We start from the raw sequence: 17,636 nt of genomic DNA on the forward strand, positions 1-17,636 counted from the left end.
ATGTCCACTGCCAAAACTGCCCCTGTTTCCGAAACCAAGGGTTTCGATCTCAAACGCAGCCTGCTGGAGACCCTTGTCGCCGGCCTGCTGGCGCTCATTGTCTTTGGCCCGGTCGTCGGCGTGGTGCTTGACGGCTACAGCTTCAATGCAGAACCCCGCCGTGTGGCGTGGCTGGTGGGTGGGGTGATGGTCGGGCGCTTCCTGCTCAGCCTCTACCTGCAGACTGCCACGGGGCAGCGCATGCTCCAGGGCTTCGACAGCGGAGGCTCGGGGGTGCACGTAAACGCCCCCGACTACAAGTCGCGGCTGCGCTACATCATCCCGGCGCTGGTGGTGATCGCCATCATCTTCCCGATCTTCGCCAACAAGTACCTGTTGACGGTGGTGATCCTCGGTCTGATCTACGTCTTGCTGGGCCTGGGCCTTAACATCGTGGTCGGCCTGGCGGGCCTGCTCGACCTGGGTTACGTGGCGTTCTACGCCATCGGCGCCTACGGCTTGGCGCTGGGCTACCAGTACCTGGGCCTGGGTTTCTGGAGCGTGCTGCCCTTGGCGGCCATCGCTGCGGCGTTGGCGGGGTGTATTCTCGGATTCCCAGTGTTGCGCATGCACGGTGACTACCTGGCGATCGTGACCCTGGGCTTTGGTGAAATCATCCGCCTGGTGCTGAACAACTGGCTGTCGTTCACTGGCGGCCCGAACGGCATGCCGGCGCCGTCCCCCACCTTCTTCGGCCTGGAGTTCGGCCGCAGGGCCAAGGACGGAGGGGTGCCGATTCACGAGTTCCTCGGCATCGACTACAACGCCAACCTGAAGTTCGTCTTCATCTACGCTGTGCTGTTCCTGGTCGTGCTGGCGGTGCTGTACATCAAGCACCGGTTGACCCGCATGCCGGTCGGCCGCGCCTGGGAAGCGCTGCGTGAAGACGAGATCGCCTGCCGCTCGATGGGCCTGAACCACGTGCTGGTAAAGCTCTCGGCCTTTACCCTGGGCGCCTCCACTGCAGGCCTGGCAGGGGTCTTCTTCGCCACCTACCAGGGCTTCGTCAACCCGTCCTCGTTTACCTTCTTCGAGTCGGCGCTCATCCTCGCCATTGTCGTGCTCGGCGGCATGGGGTCGACCGTTGGCGTGGTGATTGCGGCCTTCGTGCTCACCGTGGCACCGGAGCTGCTGCGCAGCTTCTCCGAATACCGGGTGCTGCTGTTCGGCGTGCTGATGGTGCTGATGATGATCTGGCGACCGCGAGGGCTGATCCGCATCAGCCGCACGGGTGTGGTTCCGCGTAAAGGAGTGGCGCCATGAGCGACGAAATCATTCTTTCGGTCGACAACCTGATGATGCAGTTCGGTGGCATCAAAGCGCTCAGCGATGTCAGCCTCAAGGTCAAGCGCAACCAGATCTTCGCCCTGATCGGCCCCAACGGCGCCGGCAAGACCACCGTGTTCAACTGCCTGACCGGGTTCTACAAGGCCAGTGGCGGGCGTATCGAGCTGAACGTGCGGGGCAGCCACACCAACGTCATCCAGTTGCTGGGTGAGCGCTTCCAGGCGGCGGACTTCGTCTCGCCGGCGCGCTTTGCCAACCGCCTGTACTACAAGATGTTCGGCGGCACCCACCTGGTCAACCGCGCAGGCCTGGCGCGCACGTTCCAGAACATTCGCCTGTTCAAGGAAATGTCCGTGGTGGAAAACCTGCTGGTGGCCCAGCACATGTGGGTGAACCGCAACCTGCTGGCCGGCGTGCTCAATACCAAGGCTTACCGCAAGGCCGAGAGCGATGCCCTGGACCACGCCTTCTATTGGCTGGAGGTGGTCGACCTGGTCGATTGCGCCAACCGCCTGGCCGGCGAGTTGTCGTATGGCCAGCAGCGCCGGCTGGAGATCGCCCGGGCCATGTGCACGCGGCCAAAGATCATCTGCCTGGACGAACCGGCCGCCGGCCTCAACCCGCAGGAGACCGAGGCGCTGAGCCGCATGATCCGTGTGCTGCGCGACGAGCACGACATCACCGTGGTGCTGATCGAACACGACATGGGCATGGTCATGAGCATTTCCGACCATATTGTCGTGCTTGACCACGGCAACGTGATTGCCGAAGGCGCGCCGCAGGATATCCGCCACAACCCGACGGTGATTGCCGCCTACCTGGGTGCCGACGAAGAGGAACTGGTATGAGTGCACCCATTCTCGAGCTTAAAGACCTGGATGTGTTCTATGGGCCGATCCAGGCACTGAAGAAGGTCTCGATGTACATCAACGAAGGCGAGACGGTCAGCCTGATCGGCGCCAACGGTGCCGGCAAGTCGACCCTGCTGATGTCGATCTTCGGCCAACCCCGTGCGGCGGCCGGGCACATCGTGTACCGCGGCACCGACATCACCCGCAAGTCGTCGCACTACATCGCCTCCAATGGCATTGCCCAATCGCCGGAAGGGCGGCGGGTGTTCCCCGACATGACCGTCGAGGAGAACCTGATGATGGGCACCATCCCCATCGGTGACAAATATGCCAGCGAGGACATGCAGCGCATGTTCGAGTTGTTTCCCCGGCTCAAGGAGCGCCGTAACCAGCGCGCCATGACCATGTCTGGCGGTGAGCAGCAGATGCTGGCCATCGCCCGGGCGCTGATGAGCCGGCCGAAACTGCTGCTGCTGGACGAGCCTTCGCTGGGGCTGGCGCCGATTGTGGTCAAGCAGATCTTCGCCACCCTGCGCGAGCTGGCCAAGACCGGGATGACCATCTTCTTGGTGGAGCAAAACGCCAACCATGCGCTGAAGCTGTCGGACCGGGCCTATGTGATGGTCAACGGGCAGATTCGCATGACCGGGACGGGGCAGGAGTTGCTGGTGAATGAAGAGGTGCGCAATGCCTATCTAGGCGGGCACTGAATTGTAAGCTGGGGTCGCACAGCGGCCCCAGCCTGCGCTGAAGCGGATGTGGACAACTTGTCGCATCGCGTTCCAGAACCCTCCTATGATCCCCTCGCAAGCCCTTGTTTCCACAGGCTGTTTGTTTTCCACGGATAATGTGGAACCGCCTGTGGAAAACATGGTGGCATCTCGCTGAAACCCTTTGGCTTCAAGGCCTGCAGGGCGCTGGTCATATTTTGATCACATGCCCTTTGTGGATGATTTTTCAGGCATTTTTGTGCACAGGGTTGCTACCTGGCAGCGCAGCCAAAGGCTGTGGGTAACTCTGTGAAAAACCCTTGGACAGACCGCTGCAAGCGGCATGGTTGAAAGCGTTGCGCCATCATCGGAGCGCTGTCCGCAGCGGTAATGCGCTGAAAGGGTTCTGCGCGGTAACTGACTTGCCCCCAATCCGTGGGGAAAGCCCTGTGGATAACATGCGCATAGCTGGCGCCGAGCGCTCTGGCACGGGCCTTTGCAGCAAGTGTTCAAAAAATAACCAGGTGTTTGAATGGCTTGCTGACAGCGCGCGGCAAGGGCATGCTGCAAACCCTGCCGACGACAACCCATCTACGAGGAACAGAGCATGACCTCCACCGTATTCATCACTGGCGCAACTTCCGGTTTTGGCGAGGCCACCGCACGCCGTTTCGCCGACGCGGGCTGGAAGCTGGTCCTGACCGGCCGTCGCAAGGAGCGCCTGGATGCCCTGTGCGCCGAACTGTCGGCCAAGACCGAAGTGCACGGCCTGGTGCTGGATGTGCGTGACCGCAAGGCCATGGAGCACGCCATCGCCAACCTGCCGTCCGGCTTCGACAAGCTGCGTGGGCTGGTCAACAATGCCGGCCTGGCGCTGGGTGTCGATGCGGCACAGAACTGCAGCCTGGACGACTGGGAAACCATGGTCGACACCAACATCAAGGGGTTGATCTACACCACCCGCTTGCTGCTGCCACGCCTGATCGCACACGGCCGGGGCGCGTCGATTCTCAACGTGGGGTCGGTGGCGGGCAATTACCCGTACCCAGGCAGCAACGTGTATGGCGGCACCAAGGCATTCGTCGGCCAGTTTTCGCTGAGCCTGCGCTGTGACCTGCGCGGCACTGGCGTGCGTGTCAGCAACATCGAGCCGGGGCTGTGCGAGAGCGAATTCTCGCTGGTGCGTTTCGGTGGTGACCAGGCCAAGTACGACGCCACGTACGCAGGCGCCGAACCGATCCAGCCGCAGGACATCGCCGAGACCATCTTCTGGATCCTCAACCAGCCGGCGCACATCAACATCAACAGCCTGGAACTGATGCCGGTGAGCCAGGACTGGGCAGGGTTCTCGATCGACCGTTCGGCCAAGGGCTGAACCCGAGACCTCTTCGCGAGCGTACTCGCGAAGAGGTCAGCTCAGGCGCTGCAAACCTTCCAGGCAGGTCGCCAGGTGATAGGGCGTTGTCGAGGGCATGTCGTGCCGGCTGACAGCCCCTTCGCCATCCCGGCACTCGTACCAGCCGCCGTCATGCAAAAACCGCTGTTCCATCGCTTTCAATTGCGCAAGCAGCTTCACCTCACTCCCCGAGCGCAATACCAGCGCCCGTAGATACTCCGCCTGCGCCCAGATCCGCTGGGTCGCATCGAGTACCTCGCCGTCCACATTCAGCATCGCCAGTACAGCGGCATCTTTTACCCCGTACTGTTCTGCATAGTCGAAAGCCCGGGCGATCGAGCCATGCAAGGGCGTGCCGCGCAGCAGCGGTGAAGTCGCCAGCAGATAGAACCACTCGAACTGATGCCCCGGCTCGAACCAGTTATCCACAGCGCCATGGGGTTTTTCCAGCATCAATCCGTGCTGTGGCTCGATGAAGTGCGCCTGCAGGGCGTCGCACAGCTGCAGCAACGCGTGCTGCACGCCTTCATCTTCTCGCACGGCAAGCACTTGCAGGAAGGCTTCGGCCAAGTGCATCAGCGGGTTCTGCAGCGGGCCACTGCCCAAGTCGGACCAGTCCTCGCCGAGGCTGGCTTCGTACAGCCCGTCGTCACGCGCGAACTGCCCGGCGACGATTTCCAGGGCGGCATCGAGCGCAGATTCCACCAGGGGTTCGCGCACTTGGCCCCAATAATGAGCGCAGGCGAAGACGATGAAGGCATGGGTGTAGAGGTCCTTGCGCCGATCCAGTGGCTTACCTTGGGCATCGATGCTGTAGAACCAGCCGCCGTGCTCGGCGTCGTGGAAATGCCGCTGCAACGAACGGAACAGCGCTGCGGCCCGCTCCGCCGCGCCCGGTTGCTCGATACGGCTGCTGAACAGGTACAGCTGGCGAGCACAGGCCATTGCCCGGTAGCGCTGGGCAGGCAACGGGTGGTGCTGGGCATCCAGGGCTTCGTAGGGCAGTGCCATCTCGGCGTTCCAGCCTGGGCCTTGCCACAGCGGCACGATACGTTCGGCAACGTGCTGGGTGAAGCGGGCCAGTTCGGGCAGGGTGGGGCGGGGGTCGGACATGAATGCGCTCGTCACAATCGGGCAGTGCGCCATGGTAGCAGAAGTGGGGTTTCGGGTTGTCTGGGCAGGCCAGGTTTACCCGCGAAGTGGCCCGCGCCGCCAGCCGATCAGCCTGGGCTACCCAGCCCCTGCCAATGCCGCGCACCGACGAAAATGAAGCGCAACTGCTGGGTGATCTTTTCCTGCGCAGTCAATGCCTGTGGATAACCTGGCTGCGGGTTGTCGATGAGCTCTGGTAGGGTGGCGAACACGGTCTTCACCACCAGGTCAGCCATCACGGCCAGCGCCGCGCCGTCCAGGTGCTGCCAGCGTTTCATGCGCGCAAGGTCCGTGGCCAGGTCGTTGCTGATGCCTTGGCGAAGGCCGGCGATGGCCTGGCGTACCGCCTGTGCGCCACCGTACTGCTCGCGGGCCAGAAACAGGAATTGGGCGCGGTGCGCGGCTACCACGTCGAGGAAGATGCGCACCGAGGCGTCGGTGATGCCGCCGAGCTCGAACTCGTTCTGCCGCACCAGGCGAATGGTCTGGCGGAAGGTGGCATCGACCTCGGCGACCAGCGCCAGGCCCAAGGCGTCCATGTCCGGGAAGTGGCGGTAGAAACCGGTGGGCACGATGCCGGCGGCCTTGGCCACCTCGCGCAAGCTGATGCTGCCGAAGCCACGGCCGCTCTCCATAAGCTGGCAGGCCGCATCGAGCAAGGCCTGGCGAGTCAGTAGCTTCTGTTCGGCGCGCGGCAGCATGGTGCAGGCTTCTGTGAAGGTGAGGCTGGGCACTCTAGATAAAAAAACGAAGCCCGGTCAATGGACCGGGCTTGGAGGGGAGCAGGCACTGTGCTGTGGATTGTTCTTTTCGGCCATGTCAGTCAGCTCACATGGCTGATTTCGACCAGGCGATCCGCGCCGCCTTCGGCCACACGGCCGGAGCGCTCGATCAGGCGGTCCGAGCCACCTTCGGCCACACGGCCGGAGCGCTCGATCAACCGATCCGAACCCCCTTCGGCTACGGTTTTCAACGGCTGGGCAACTTCAGTGGCGCTGGAGCGCGATTCGGCGGTCAGGTGCTGGTCGGCAGCGGGCAGGGCAAAGGCGTTGGCAGCAAGAATCGACAGGGTCAGGGTCAGCAGGTGGCGTTTCATGGTTTCGGTGCTCCTCTAGGGGGCTGGAAAGTGGGTACGAAGCCAATGCTACGCCCGGTAACGCCAGAAAGAAGTTCATACGGATAATGGTAACAATCGACGGTATTGATAGGGCTTGGAGACCCCTCTGGCACGCCTGTTTCAAGGCGATATGCGGCCGTTAGCCAGTAGGTGTTCCGCATGGCTCGCCTCGTGGTGGGCGACCAAAAGCTGAGCAAGAAGCCAGGAAAAACTTCGCTATGATGAAGGACTTCGATAAAACCCAGGCGGTTTTCATCAGTCCGAGCTATTAAGTGCCATCGTTGCGCCCGTTTTGCGCCATGTCGTCAGGAGAATCACGCAATGACGCGTCCCACCAGAATCCTCGTCTGGACCCTTACCACCCTGCTGACCCTACTGGCGATATTGGTGGTTGTGATCGCCACCTTCGACTGGAACCGCGTCAAGCCGCTGTTGAACGAGAAGGTTTCCGCAGCGCTGCACCGGCCCTTCGCAATCAATGGCAACCTCGCGGTGCACTGGCGCACCGAGCCGCAGGAGGGTGGCTGGCGCGCTTGGGTGCCGTGGCCGCACTTCACGGCTGAAGACCTCACCCTGGGCAACCCTGACTGGCTCAAAGAGCCGAAGATGGTCGGGCTTGAACGCGTGGAGTTTCGCCTGGCACTGTTGCCGCTGGTGTTCCAGCAGGTCGTCATCCCGCGCATCGACCTGGTCAAACCGACAGCCAGCTTGACGCGCCTGGCCGATGGCCGCGCCAACTGGAACTTCGACCTGGGTCCTAAGGATGAGAACGAGCCCCCTTCCAAATGGCAGTTGGACATCGGCGCCATCGGGTTTGACCAAGGCAATGTCAGCTTCGACGACCAGACCCTGAAAACCACCATGAAGGTGCAGATCGACCCACTGGGCAAGCCTATCCCGTTCAGCGATATCGTGGGCAAGGCGCGTGCGGAAAAGGCTGGCGGCGCGCAGGATTATGCATTCGGGCTCAAGGCCCAGGGCCGTTACAAAGACCAGCCGGTATCCGGCACCGGCAAGATCGGCGGCTTGCTGGCATTGCAGGACGCCAGCCAGCCCTTCCCGCTGCAGGCCGACGTGCGCATCGCCGATACCCACGTGGTGCTTGCCGGCACCCTCACTGACCCACGTAACCTCGGCGCCCTTGACCTGCGCCTGCGCCTGTCCGGGGCCAGCCTGGGCAACCTCTACCCGCTGACGGGAGTGACGCTGCCGGATACACCTGCCTACGAAACCGACGGCCACCTGACTGCCAACCTGCATGCAGCGCAGGGCGCAACCTTCAATTACCAGGGCTTCAACGGCAAGATCGGTGACAGCGACATCCATGGCGACCTGGCCTTTGTCGCCAGCCAGCCGCGGCCCAAGCTCTCCGGCAAGCTGGTCTCCAACCAGCTGTTGTTCAAGGACCTGGCGCCGCTGATCGGTGCCGACTCCAACGCTGAACAGAAGGCTCGCGGCGGTGCCAGCAAGCAGCCGACGGACAAGGTGCTGCCGGTGGAAGAGTTCCGTACCGAACGCTGGCGCGCCATGGACGCCGACGTCGAGTTCGCCGGCAAGCGCATCGTCCACAGTGAGCAGTTGCCGTTCAACGACCTTGCGGCGCACGTGATCCTCGACGATGGCCTGCTGCGTCTGGAGCCGCTGCGCTTTGGCGTCGCCGGTGGCAACCTCGCTTCCAAGATCCGTCTGGATGGCCGCAGCGTACCTCTGCAGGGGCGCGCTCAACTGACCGCGCGTGGCTTCAAGCTCAAGCAGCTGTTCCCCACCTTTGCGCCCATGCAGACCAGCTTTGGCGAGCTCAACGGCGATGCTGATATTAGCGGCCGTGGCAACTCGGTGGCGGCGTTGCTGGGCACCGCCAATGGCGACCTGCGCATGTTGATCAACGATGGTGCCGTCAGCCGAAGCCTGATGGAGATCGCCGGGTTGAACGTGGGCAACTACGTGATTGGCAAGCTGTTCGGCGACGAAGATGTACAGATCAACTGCGCCGCCGCCGACGTCGGTATCAAGGATGGCCTCGCTACTACCCGGTTGTTCATCTTCGATACTGAGAACGCGATCATCTACATCAATGGCACTGCCAACTTTGCCAGTGAACAGCTTGATCTGAAGATCACCCCGGAGTCGAAAGGCTTGCGGCTGTTCTCGCTGCGCTCGCCGCTGTATGTGCGTGGTGCGTTTGCCAAGCCCAGCGCCGGCGTACAGGCGGTACCGCTGGCGTTGCGCGGTGCGGGCATGGTCGCATTGGGTGTAGTGGCGGGGCCTGCGGCAGGGTTGCTGGCGCTCGTGGCGCCGAGCAGTGGTGATGAGCCTAACCAGTGCACGCCGCTGCTGCAGCAGATGAAAGCCGGCAAGGCGCCGGCTGCGGTGAAGGGCAAGAAGTGAATGCAGGGGCGGCTTCGCGGCCCCTTCGCGGCACAAGGCCGCTCCCACATGAACGCCGCACAACCTGAGCTGTGCGGCGTTCATGTGGGAGCGGCCTTGTGCCGCGAAGGCGCAGCGCGCCCTCAGCCTTACAAGCCCTGCAGCAAGTCGGACATATCGTCCGCGTGCTCTTCTTCCTGGGCCAGAATGTCCTCGAAGATGCGCCGAGTGGTCGGGTCCTTGTCACCGATGTACTGGATGATTTCGCGGTAGCTGTCGATCGCGATGCGCTCGGCCACCAGGTCTTCCAGCACCATTTCCTTCAGCGAATTGCCCGCCACGTACTGGGCATGGGAATTCTTGGTCAGGTTGTCGGGGTTGAAGTCCGGCTCACCGCCCAGCTGCACGATACGCTCGGCCAGCTTGTCGGCATGTTTGGCTTCCTGGTTGGCATGCTCGAGAAACTCCTCGGCCGCGACGCTGGCCTTGATGCCGCTGGCCATGAAGTAGTGGCGCTTGTAGCGCAGCACGCAGACCAGTTCGGTGGCCAGCGACTCGTTGAGCAGGCGCAGGATTTCTTGGCGGTCGGCATGGTAACCCTCGGTCACCGCACCTTGCTCGACGTGCTGGCGGGCTCGCTGGCGCAGGGTTTGCACATCGGTCAGTTCAACGTTGCTCATGGTTCTCTCCAAACAGATCAGGACGGTTGGTCAAGGTGAAGGGTAGGCTCACGCGCCGGGTACGGCTTTGCTGTCCTCTTCTCGTTGCTTGCAAGTCTTGAAACCCTTGGCATCGACATGGCCGGTGGCGTCGAAGCGCACGTAGTACGGTTGCTGGTGGCCATCACGGTTGAGGATGTAGTCGTTGCAGGTGCCCCCATGTGGCAGGTCGATGACAGTAGAGGGGCTGCCGCCGATGGCGATGACCTTTTGCATGGTCATGCCGTTTTCCACCTGCTTGACCAGCGGCTCTTCGCGGAAGGTGACGTAATCGACCGGGTTTTCCGGGCGGCTGCCACAGGCGGCGAGGGTTGCGCTTGCCAGAAGGATTGCCAGGGTCTGCTTGTACATGGTCCCGCTCCTTGCTCAAGGGTCTGTTCTGGTTTGGAACCGCGCGGCGCGCCAGGAGTTCGATTGCGATGGTCATCTAGGGCGCTGTAGTGTTGGCCGGTCGTCCACGCAAAGGGGCAGGTCCATGCAACGGGAATTGGCCACGCGATACCCATTGGTGCTGGTGCCGGGCATGCTTGGCTTCGTGCGGGTGCTGCTTTATCCGTACTGGTTCGGCATCCCGAAAGCCTTGCGCAAAGGCGGGGCAAAGGTCTTTGCAGTGCAGGTTTCGCCGCTGCACTCCAGCGAGGTGCGTGGGGAGCAGTTGCTGGCGATCATCGAGGACATCTGCCAGCGCACGGGCGCCGACAAGGTCAACCTCATCGGCCACAGCCAAGGTGCGCTGAGTGCGCGCTATGCCGCTGCCCGGCGGCCTGATCGGGTGGCGTCGGTCACTTCGGTGGCCGGCCCCAACCAGGGTTCCGAACTGGCCGACCACCTGGAGCGCACTGCGCCCGGTGACTCACCCCAGGGGCGGGTGCTCAAGGCCGTGCTGCATGGGCTGGCGGTACTGCTGGTGTGGCTGGAAACCGGCTGGCGCCGTGACCCGTTGCCGATCGATGTGCACGCATCGCACCAGTCGCTGACCAGTGCCGGCGTGGCGCTGTTCAACCAGGCTTATCCACAGGGCCTGCCCAGCACCTGGGGTGGAGAAGGGCCGGGCGAGGTCAACGGCGTGCGCTACTACTCCTGGTCAGGCACGCTGCAGCCTGGGTTGACTGACCAGGGCCGCAACCGTTTTGATGGCAGCAACCGCTTCTGCCGCCTGTTCGCGCGCAGCTTCGTCAAGGAAAAGGGCCACTGCGACGGTATGGTCGGGCGCTTCAGCTCGCACCTGGGGCAGGTGATCGGTGATGACTATCCGCTCGACCACCTGGATATCGTCAACCAGTCGCTCGGCGCAGTGGGCAAGGGCGCCGAGCCTGTGCGCCTGTTCACCGAGCATGCTGCCCGCCTCAAAGCCGCTGGGTTGTAGCGCTGCGGCGCACGGGCGCGGTCCAGCGTTCGGCAAGGATGACCCCGGCCAGGGTCAGCAGGCCGCCCACCAGGTGGTAGCTGGCCAATTGTTCGTTCAGCACCACGGCAGCGATCAGCGCGGTGATCACCGGCAGCAGGTTGAAGAACAGCGTGGTGCGGCTTGGCCCCAGGCGGTGCACGGCCTGCATCCACACCAACGGTGCAATCATCGAGGCCAGCACACAGGCGTACAGCACCAGGCCGACGTTGTGCCTGTTCAGCCCGGTCTTGTCCGAAAGCAGGAACAGCGGCAACAACACAATAATCGCCACCAGCACTTGCAGGTACAGCAACTGCAAGGGCGGCAGGCGCAGTTGCCACTTCTTCAGCAGGAAGCTGTACAGCGCGTAAGCCAGGGTGGCCACGAGCATCAGCAGATCACCGCTGTTCAGGCCCTGCTCGAGCAGGGCTGCGGGGTGTCCGGCCGACACCACCTCGAGTACGCCGACGAACGACACCAGCGCGCCCAGCAAGGCGCCGTAGCTCAAGCGCTGGCCCAGCCAGGCGATGGACAGCGCCAGTGACATCAGCGGCATCAACGACAGGATGATGCCCATGTTGGTGGCGCTGGTGATGCCTGCCGCGAAGTAGGCCAGGCTTTGGTACATGGCCATGCCCAGCACGCCGAGGACGAAGATTTTGCCCAGGTGCGGGCGGATCGCCCCGCGATTGCGCCACACGGCAGGCAGCAGGAACGGGGTGAACAGCAGGCCGGCCAGCAACCAGCGGTAGAAACCGATCTCGGCGGGGTGGATGGCCCCGGCGGACATCTTGGTGACTACGGTATTGCCGGCCCAGATGAGGATGGCGGTAAGGGGGAAAAGATAGTTCATGTAACTGTGATTCTCTGAGGTGTCGCGAAAGGGCAGCAGGACGGCCCCCGATAGGCGCTCATTATCCTTTGTCTGTCCATAAGCCTATACTCCTATCCAGACAACCTGCCCTTTGAAGCAGACAGCATGCCCCGTAAATATCTCGATATCCCCCGGTTCGACGCGCTGCCGGCACCCGTTTACTTTCGCTACGACGAATTTGGCGCCGACACCCACAGTGCCCCGCATCGCCATGCCTGGGGCCAACTCAACTACACCGCCAACGGCGTGATGCACCTGGACGTCGATGGCCAGCGCTTCCTCTCGCCCCCGCATTACGCGGTGTGGGTGCCGCCAGGTACCGAACACGGTTGCTACAACCCCCAGGCCATCGTCTACCGTTCGGTCTATCTGGACCGTCAGCTGTGCGCCAACCTGCCGCAACAACCGTGCAGCCTGGTCATCAGCGATATCCTCAAGGCCATCCTCGGCGACTTCGCCCGCCGTGACCTCAAGGTCGCACAGGACGAGCGCGACCAGCGCCTGGTGCAGGTGCTGCTCGACCAGTTGCTGCTGGCGCCGACCCAGACCTGCTACCTGCCCTTCGCCCGTAGCGAGGGCCTGCGGCAGGTGCTTGAGGCCCTCGGTGCCGAGCCCGGGGACAATCGCCCGCTTGCCCACTGGGCTGCCCTGGTCCATGTCAGCGAGCGTACCCTGGCCCGGCAGTTTCTGCGCGAGCTGGGCATCAGCTTCGGCGAGTGGCGGCTGCGGCTGCGCTTTCTGCGGGCCATCGAAGCGCTGGAAGCGGGCCAGCCCATCCAGGCCATCGCCTTCGACCTTGGCTACAGCAGTGCCTCGGCCTTCATCGCCATGTTCCAGCGCCAGGCCCACAGCACGCCTGAACAGTACCGGCGGCAGTCGCGGGCGAAGATGTAAAAATTCTTGTCTACACTGATCTGCACCACCGTGCATCGGGCGCGGAGACAGGAGACCACTCCATGAAAATGCTGCAAATGCCGTTGCTGGTGTTGGCTGTGTTGTTCAGTGCGCAAGGATTCGCTGCCACCGCGCAACAGCAAAAAATGACCTCGTGCAATGCCGATGCCACCGCCAAGGCCCTCAAGGGGGATGAACGCAAGGCGTTCATGAGCACCTGCCTGAAGAAGAGCACACCCGCCACCCAGCAGGAAAAGATGAAGACCTGCAACGCCGACGCCACCACCAAGGCGCTCAAGGGTGACGAGCGCAAGGCCTACATGAGCGACTGCCTGAAGAAGAAATGACCTGCGCCTATGCCTGTGGCTTCAAGGCTGGCAGACTGCGGGTCTTTCCGCTGTCTGCCGCCGAGGCTGTATGACCTTCACCCCCCGCCAGATCACCCTTGCCAGCCTGATCATCGTCATGGCCGGTCTGCTGCTGGCCCTGCCCCTGAAGTTGCTGCCCAGCCTGCTGGCCGGCCTGTTGGTATTCGAGCTGGTCAACATGCTCACCCCGCGGCTGCAACCGTTGATCGCAGGCCAACGTGCACGCTGGCTGGCAGTAGCGTTGCTAGGCACGCTGGTGGTCATCAGCCTGGCGCTCCTGATCGCCGGTGCCTTCAGTTTTCTGTTGCATGAGGCCGAGAACCCCGGCGCCTCGCTGGACAAGTTCATGGGCCTGGTCGAGCGTGCCCGCGGCCAGCTGCCGCCGTTCATCGAAGGTTACCTGCCGGCCAGCGCGGCCGAGTTCAAGGTGGCCATCGGTGACTGGATCAAGAGCCACCTGAGCGACCTGCAACTGGTGGGCAAGGGTATGGCGCACATGTTCGTGACGCTGCTGATCGGCATGATTCTGGGGGCGATCATTGCCCTGCAGCGCATCCCCGACATCTCCCGGCGCAAACCATTGGCTGCCGCGCTGTTCGAGCGCTTGAGCCTGCTGGTTCAGGCGTTTCGCAACATTGTCTTCGCGCAGATCAAGATTTCGCTGCTCAATACGGCATTCACCGGCATTTTCCTCGCGGTGGTGCTGCCACTGTTCGGCGTACACCTGCCGCTGACCAAGACCCTGATCGTGCTGACGTTCCTGCTTGGGCTGTTGCCAGTGATTGGCAACCTGATGTCCAACACCTTGATCACCATCGTCGGCATGTCGTTGTCGATCTGGGTGGCGGCGGCGGCGTTGGGCTACCTGATCGTCATCCACAAGGTCGAGTACTTCCTCAACGCGCGTATCGTGGGTGGGCAGATCAGCGCCAAAGCCTGGGAGCTGTTGCTGGCGATGCTGGTGTTCGAGGCGGCATTCGGCTTGCCGGGGGTGGTGGCAGGCCCCGTCTACTATGCCTACCTGAAGAGTGAGCTGCGGCGGGCAGAGCTGGTTTGAAACAAGCGGCCTCTTCGACGCCACAGGGATAGCACAGCCTTGCGGGCGGTGTCATTCCTGTGGGAGCCGGTTTGGCGGCGATAACGCTGACGCCGATATCAGATTGAGCCGTAGCGCTTGCGTGCCTCGATCGCCAGCCCGCTACCAATGCTGCCGAAAATGTTGCCTTCCACATGCCGGGCGTTGGGTAGCATCGCCGCCACGCTGTTGCGCAGGGCCGGAATGCCGCTGGACCCCCCGGTGAAGAACACGGTGTCCACCTGGCTTTCGCCTACACCGGCCTTGGCCAGTAGCTCGCTCACACTACCGCGTACCCGCTCGAGCAGGCCCTCGATAGCGGCCTCGAATACCGCACGGGTCAAGTCCACGCCCAGGGCTTGCTCGACACGGCCAAGGTCGATACGGCGGCTTGGCTGGTCGGTAAGTTCGATCTTGCTGGCTTCCACTTCCATCGCCAGCCAGTGCCCGGCACGCTGCTCGATCAACTTGAACAGGCGGTCGATACCCAGCGTGTCTTCGATGTCATAGCGCATGCTGCCCAAGGCCAGCTGCGACTTCTGCGAGTACAGGGCGTTGATGGTGTGCCAGGTGGCCAGGTTGAGGTGGTAGCTGGTGGGCATCAGCGCGCCACTCTTCATTCGGCTGCCGTAGCCGAACAACGGCATCACGCCTTGCAGGCTCAACTGCTTGTCGAAGTCGGTACCGCCGATGTGTACGCCACCGGTGGCGAGGATGTCGCTTTGGCGCTCGGCCACCTGGTGGCGCTCGGGTGACAGGCGAATCAGGGTAAAGTCCGAGGTACCGCCGCCGATATCGACGATGAGCACCAACTCTTCTCGGCTGATGCCCGACTCGTAGTCGAACGCCGCCGCAATCGGTTCGTACTGGAACGACACGTCCTTGAAGCCGATCTTGCGCGCCACGTCGGCCAGGGTGTCTTCGGCTTCCTGGTCGGCGGCCGGGTCTTCGTCGACGAAGAACACCGGGCGGCCCAGTACCACCTGGTCGAAGCTGCGGTCGGCGGAGGCTTCGGCACGCTTTTTCAGTTCGCCGATGAACATGCCCAGCAGGTCCTTGAACGGCAGGGCGCTGCCCAGCACGCTGGTATCGTGCTTGATCAGCTTGGAGCCGAGCAGGCTCTTGAGCGAGCGCATCAGGCGGCCTTCGTAGCCTTCCAGGTACTCGTGCAGCGCCAGGCGGCCATATACCGGACGACGCTCTTCGATGTTGAAGAAGACCACCGAGGGCAGGGTGATCTTGCCGTCTTCCAGGGCAATCAGCGATTCGACGCCAGGGCGGTGCCAGCCGATCGTGGAGTTGGAGGTACCAAAGTCGATGCCAAGGGCGCGGGCCGGGGATACGTCGGACATGGGAAAGGGCTTCCGGAGGCAAAACGGCCGCGCAGTTTATGCCAGTTGGCTACAGAATCAAGACCGGTCGTCTGCCTTGCAGCAACACCAAGCGAACCTTGAAAGGCTATGCTTGACCCTTATCTTCAGATGCAACACGAAAATTCACATTGGTGATCCGTAGATGGACTTCAAAGACTATTACAAGATACTCGGCGTAGAGCCCACGGCGGACGAGAAGGCGATCAAGGCCGCTTACCGCAAGCTGGCGCGCAAGTATCACCCTGATGTCAGCAAGGAGCGCGACGCCGAGGAGAAATTCAAGGAGGCCAACGAGGCCTACGAGGTGCTCGGCGATGCCCAGAAACGCGCTGAGTTCGACGAGATTCGCAAGTACGGCGGCCAGCATGGTCGGCCGTTCCAGGCGCCGCCAGGCTGGGAAAGCCGTGGTGGTGGAGGCGGTTTCGAGGGCGGTGACTTCTCCGACTTCTTCAGCTCGATCTTCGGCGCACGGGGCGGCAATCCTTTTGGTGGCGCCCGCCAACAACGTAGCGCCGGCAGGCGAGGGCAGGATGTGGAACTGGAACTGGCGATCTTCCTCGAAGAGACCTTGAGCAAGGAATCGAAGCAGATCAGCTTCCAGGTGCCGCAGACCAATGCTGCGGGCCAGCGTACCGGGTTCACTACCAAGACCCTGAACGTGAAGATCCCGGCTGGGGTGGCTGACGGTGAACGTATCCGTCTCAAAGGCCAAGGCGCGCCGGGCAGCGGCGGTGGGGCCAATGGCGACCTGTTCCTGACCATCCGCATGGCGCCGCACCCGCTGTTCGATGTCGAAGGCCATGACCTGATCATCACCGTGCCGCTGGCACCGTGGGAGGCCGCGCTGGGGACCAAAGTGGCGGTGCCGACCCTGGACGGCAAGATCAACCTGACCATCCGCCCCGACAGCCAGAGCGGCCAACGCCTGCGCGTGCCGGGCAAGGGCCTGGCGAACAAGCACGGCGAGCGCGGCAACCTGTATGCCCAGCTCAAGGTGGTCATGCCGCCGACATCCGACGCGTCTACCCGCGAACTGTGGGCCCAGCTTTCCGAGAAGGCTGCGTTCAATCCGAGGACACAATGGAGTAAGTGATCATGAGCAGCACCCTGATCGTTCAACTGGACATGCGTACCCTCTGCCAGGAGGCCGACATCACCAAGGATTACGTGATCGAGATCGTTGAACACGGCATCGTTGAACCTTCGGGGCGAACGCCGGAGGACTGGTTGTTCGATGATCAGGCGCCGCTGCTGGCCAGGCGTGCGGTGAAGCTGCACAACGATCTGGAGCTGGAGTGGGAAGGGGTGGCGCTGGCGCTGGAGTTACTGCAGGAAGTGCAACAGCTGCGCAGTGAGAACAGTATGCTCAAGCAGCGGCTGGGGCGGTTTACCCAGATGTGATGTGGCCTGCATTGGCCCCAAGGCTCCCACTGCGCTTATGGTCGGCGTGGGAGCCGGCTTGCCGCGAGAGGGGGCTCGTTGTACTCAGCTCGGCTCAGCCCCTGGGGTCAGCACCCGTTGCATGAAGGTCAGGTCCAGCCAGCGACCGAACTTCACCCCCACCTGTGGCATCTGCCCGGTCACCGCGAACCCCAGCCGCTCGTGCAGGCGCACCGAGGCTGTATTGCCACTCTCGATGGCGGCGACCATCACATGCTTGCCGCACGCGCGCGCCCGCTCGATCAGCACCGCCATCAACTGCGGCCCCAGACCCTTGCCGCGCTGGTCGCCACGGATGTACACCGAATGCTCGACGGTATGGCGAAAGCCCTCGAACGGCCGCCAGTCGCCAAACGAGGCATAGCCGAGCACGCCCGTGTCATCCACCGCCACCAGAATCGGGTAGCCCTGTTGTGCACGGGCTTCGAACCAGGCCTGGCGGTTGCCCAGGTCGACCGGGGTTTCGTTCCAGATCGCCGTGGTGTTGCGCACCGCGTCGTTGTAGATGTCGAGGATACCCGCTACATCGGTGGGCAGGGCATCGCGGATTTCATGGCTCATTGCAGCGTCTCACAAGGTCGATGGCA

At 62.8% G+C, this 17,636-nt stretch carries 18 protein-coding genes and 1 pseudogene; 11 read left to right on the forward strand and 8 right to left on the reverse strand.

Annotated elements, in window-relative coordinates; genetic code table 11:
- The 4 genes from livM to L6D80_RS23165 all read left to right on the forward strand — a co-directional run bounded on the left by livM (position 1) and on the right by L6D80_RS23165 (position 4,262).
- A complete protein-coding gene (gene livM, locus L6D80_RS23150; protein WP_054900211.1) occupies positions 1-1,302 on the forward strand; it encodes a high-affinity branched-chain amino acid ABC transporter permease LivM in 1,302 nt (433 codons plus the stop codon).
- Positions 1,299-2,174, forward strand: a complete 876-nt coding sequence (locus L6D80_RS23155; RefSeq protein WP_054900210.1) for an ATP-binding cassette domain-containing protein — start codon at positions 1,299-1,301, stop codon at positions 2,172-2,174. The genes livM and L6D80_RS23155 overlap by 4 nt, the downstream gene beginning before the upstream one ends.
- Entirely contained in the window at positions 2,171-2,887 is a 717-nt protein-coding gene (locus L6D80_RS23160) for an ABC transporter ATP-binding protein (protein WP_176516001.1), read from the forward strand. The genes L6D80_RS23155 and L6D80_RS23160 overlap by 4 nt, the downstream gene beginning before the upstream one ends.
- Positions 2,888-3,494: 607 nt before the next feature.
- Entirely contained in the window at positions 3,495-4,262 is a 768-nt protein-coding gene (locus L6D80_RS23165; protein WP_054900208.1) for an SDR family oxidoreductase, read from the forward strand.
- A 36-nt stretch (positions 4,263-4,298) separates the two neighbouring features.
- Here L6D80_RS23165 and L6D80_RS23170 read toward each other — a convergent pair whose 3' ends face one another.
- From L6D80_RS23170 to L6D80_RS23180, 3 genes and pseudogenes are all read right to left on the reverse strand, one after another.
- Complete coding sequence (locus L6D80_RS23170; RefSeq protein ID WP_176515999.1) at positions 4,299-5,396, reverse strand: AGE family epimerase/isomerase; 1,098 nt, start codon at positions 5,394-5,396, stop codon at positions 4,299-4,301.
- A gap of 107 nt (positions 5,397-5,503) precedes the next feature.
- Positions 5,504-6,136 (reverse strand): TetR family transcriptional regulator, encoded by a 633-nt coding sequence (locus L6D80_RS23175; RefSeq protein WP_054900206.1) that lies wholly within the window; start codon positions 6,134-6,136, stop codon positions 5,504-5,506.
- A 134-nt stretch (positions 6,137-6,270) separates the two neighbouring features.
- Positions 6,271-6,531, reverse strand: a pseudogene (locus L6D80_RS23180) (phage infection protein); the annotation flags it as partial.
- 342 nt (positions 6,532-6,873) lie between these two features.
- Between L6D80_RS23180 and L6D80_RS23185 the strand changes: the two are divergent.
- Positions 6,874-8,940, forward strand: a complete 2,067-nt coding sequence (locus L6D80_RS23185) for an AsmA family protein (protein ID WP_176515995.1) — start codon at positions 6,874-6,876, stop codon at positions 8,938-8,940.
- A 128-nt stretch (positions 8,941-9,068) separates the two neighbouring features.
- On the opposite strand, the gene L6D80_RS23190 is transcribed toward L6D80_RS23185, so the two are convergent.
- Both L6D80_RS23190 and osmE read right to left on the reverse strand, forming a co-directional pair.
- On the reverse strand, positions 9,069-9,599 hold the full coding sequence (locus L6D80_RS23190) for a ferritin-like domain-containing protein (RefSeq protein ID WP_176516740.1): 531 nt from the start codon (positions 9,597-9,599) through the stop codon (positions 9,069-9,071).
- Between the two features lie 48 nt (positions 9,600-9,647).
- A complete protein-coding gene (osmE, locus tag L6D80_RS23195; protein WP_054900202.1) occupies positions 9,648-9,989 on the reverse strand; it encodes an osmotically-inducible lipoprotein OsmE in 342 nt (113 codons plus the stop codon).
- A gap of 124 nt (positions 9,990-10,113) precedes the next feature.
- On the opposite strand from osmE, the gene L6D80_RS23200 reads away from it, so the two are divergent.
- Complete coding sequence (locus L6D80_RS23200; protein WP_054900201.1) at positions 10,114-11,004, forward strand: esterase/lipase family protein; 891 nt, start codon at positions 10,114-10,116, stop codon at positions 11,002-11,004.
- On the opposite strand, the gene L6D80_RS23205 is transcribed toward L6D80_RS23200, so the two are convergent.
- A complete protein-coding gene (locus tag L6D80_RS23205) occupies positions 10,985-11,878 on the reverse strand; it encodes a DMT family transporter (RefSeq protein WP_176516738.1) in 894 nt (297 codons plus the stop codon). The two genes, L6D80_RS23200 and L6D80_RS23205, sit on opposite strands and share 20 nt — an antisense overlap.
- A 126-nt stretch (positions 11,879-12,004) precedes the next feature.
- Here L6D80_RS23205 and L6D80_RS23210 point away from each other — a divergent pair, with 126 nt between their 5' ends.
- From L6D80_RS23210 to L6D80_RS23220, 3 genes are all read left to right on the forward strand, one after another.
- Positions 12,005-12,793, forward strand: a complete 789-nt coding sequence (locus L6D80_RS23210) for an AraC family transcriptional regulator (protein ID WP_176516736.1) — start codon at positions 12,005-12,007, stop codon at positions 12,791-12,793.
- A gap of 62 nt (positions 12,794-12,855) precedes the next feature.
- Positions 12,856-13,140, forward strand: coding sequence for a PsiF family protein (locus L6D80_RS23215; RefSeq protein WP_054900198.1), 285 nt, complete (start codon positions 12,856-12,858; stop codon positions 13,138-13,140).
- A 70-nt stretch (positions 13,141-13,210) separates the two neighbouring features.
- Positions 13,211-14,218, forward strand: coding sequence for an AI-2E family transporter (locus L6D80_RS23220; protein ID WP_176516734.1), 1,008 nt, complete (start codon positions 13,211-13,213; stop codon positions 14,216-14,218).
- A 98-nt stretch (positions 14,219-14,316) separates the two neighbouring features.
- Here L6D80_RS23220 and L6D80_RS23225 read toward each other — a convergent pair whose 3' ends face one another.
- On the reverse strand, positions 14,317-15,588 hold the full coding sequence (locus tag L6D80_RS23225; RefSeq protein ID WP_176516732.1) for an Hsp70 family protein: 1,272 nt from the start codon (positions 15,586-15,588) through the stop codon (positions 14,317-14,319).
- Between the two features lie 163 nt (positions 15,589-15,751).
- On the opposite strand from L6D80_RS23225, the gene cbpA reads away from it, so the two are divergent.
- Positions 15,752-16,702, forward strand: a complete 951-nt coding sequence (gene cbpA / locus L6D80_RS23230) for a curved DNA-binding protein (RefSeq protein WP_054900195.1) — start codon at positions 15,752-15,754, stop codon at positions 16,700-16,702.
- 2 nt (positions 16,703-16,704) lie between these two features.
- Complete coding sequence (locus L6D80_RS23235) at positions 16,705-17,010, forward strand: chaperone modulator CbpM (protein WP_054900194.1); 306 nt, start codon at positions 16,705-16,707, stop codon at positions 17,008-17,010.
- 84 nt (positions 17,011-17,094) lie between these two features.
- Here L6D80_RS23235 and L6D80_RS23240 read toward each other — a convergent pair whose 3' ends face one another.
- Complete coding sequence (locus L6D80_RS23240; protein ID WP_054900193.1) at positions 17,095-17,610, reverse strand: GNAT family N-acetyltransferase; 516 nt, start codon at positions 17,608-17,610, stop codon at positions 17,095-17,097.
- Positions 17,611-17,636 lie beyond the last annotated feature (26 nt).

It is taken from the genome of Pseudomonas ceruminis (assembly GCF_021602025.1).
Taxonomy (GTDB): domain Bacteria; phylum Pseudomonadota; class Gammaproteobacteria; order Pseudomonadales; family Pseudomonadaceae; genus Aquipseudomonas; species Aquipseudomonas ceruminis.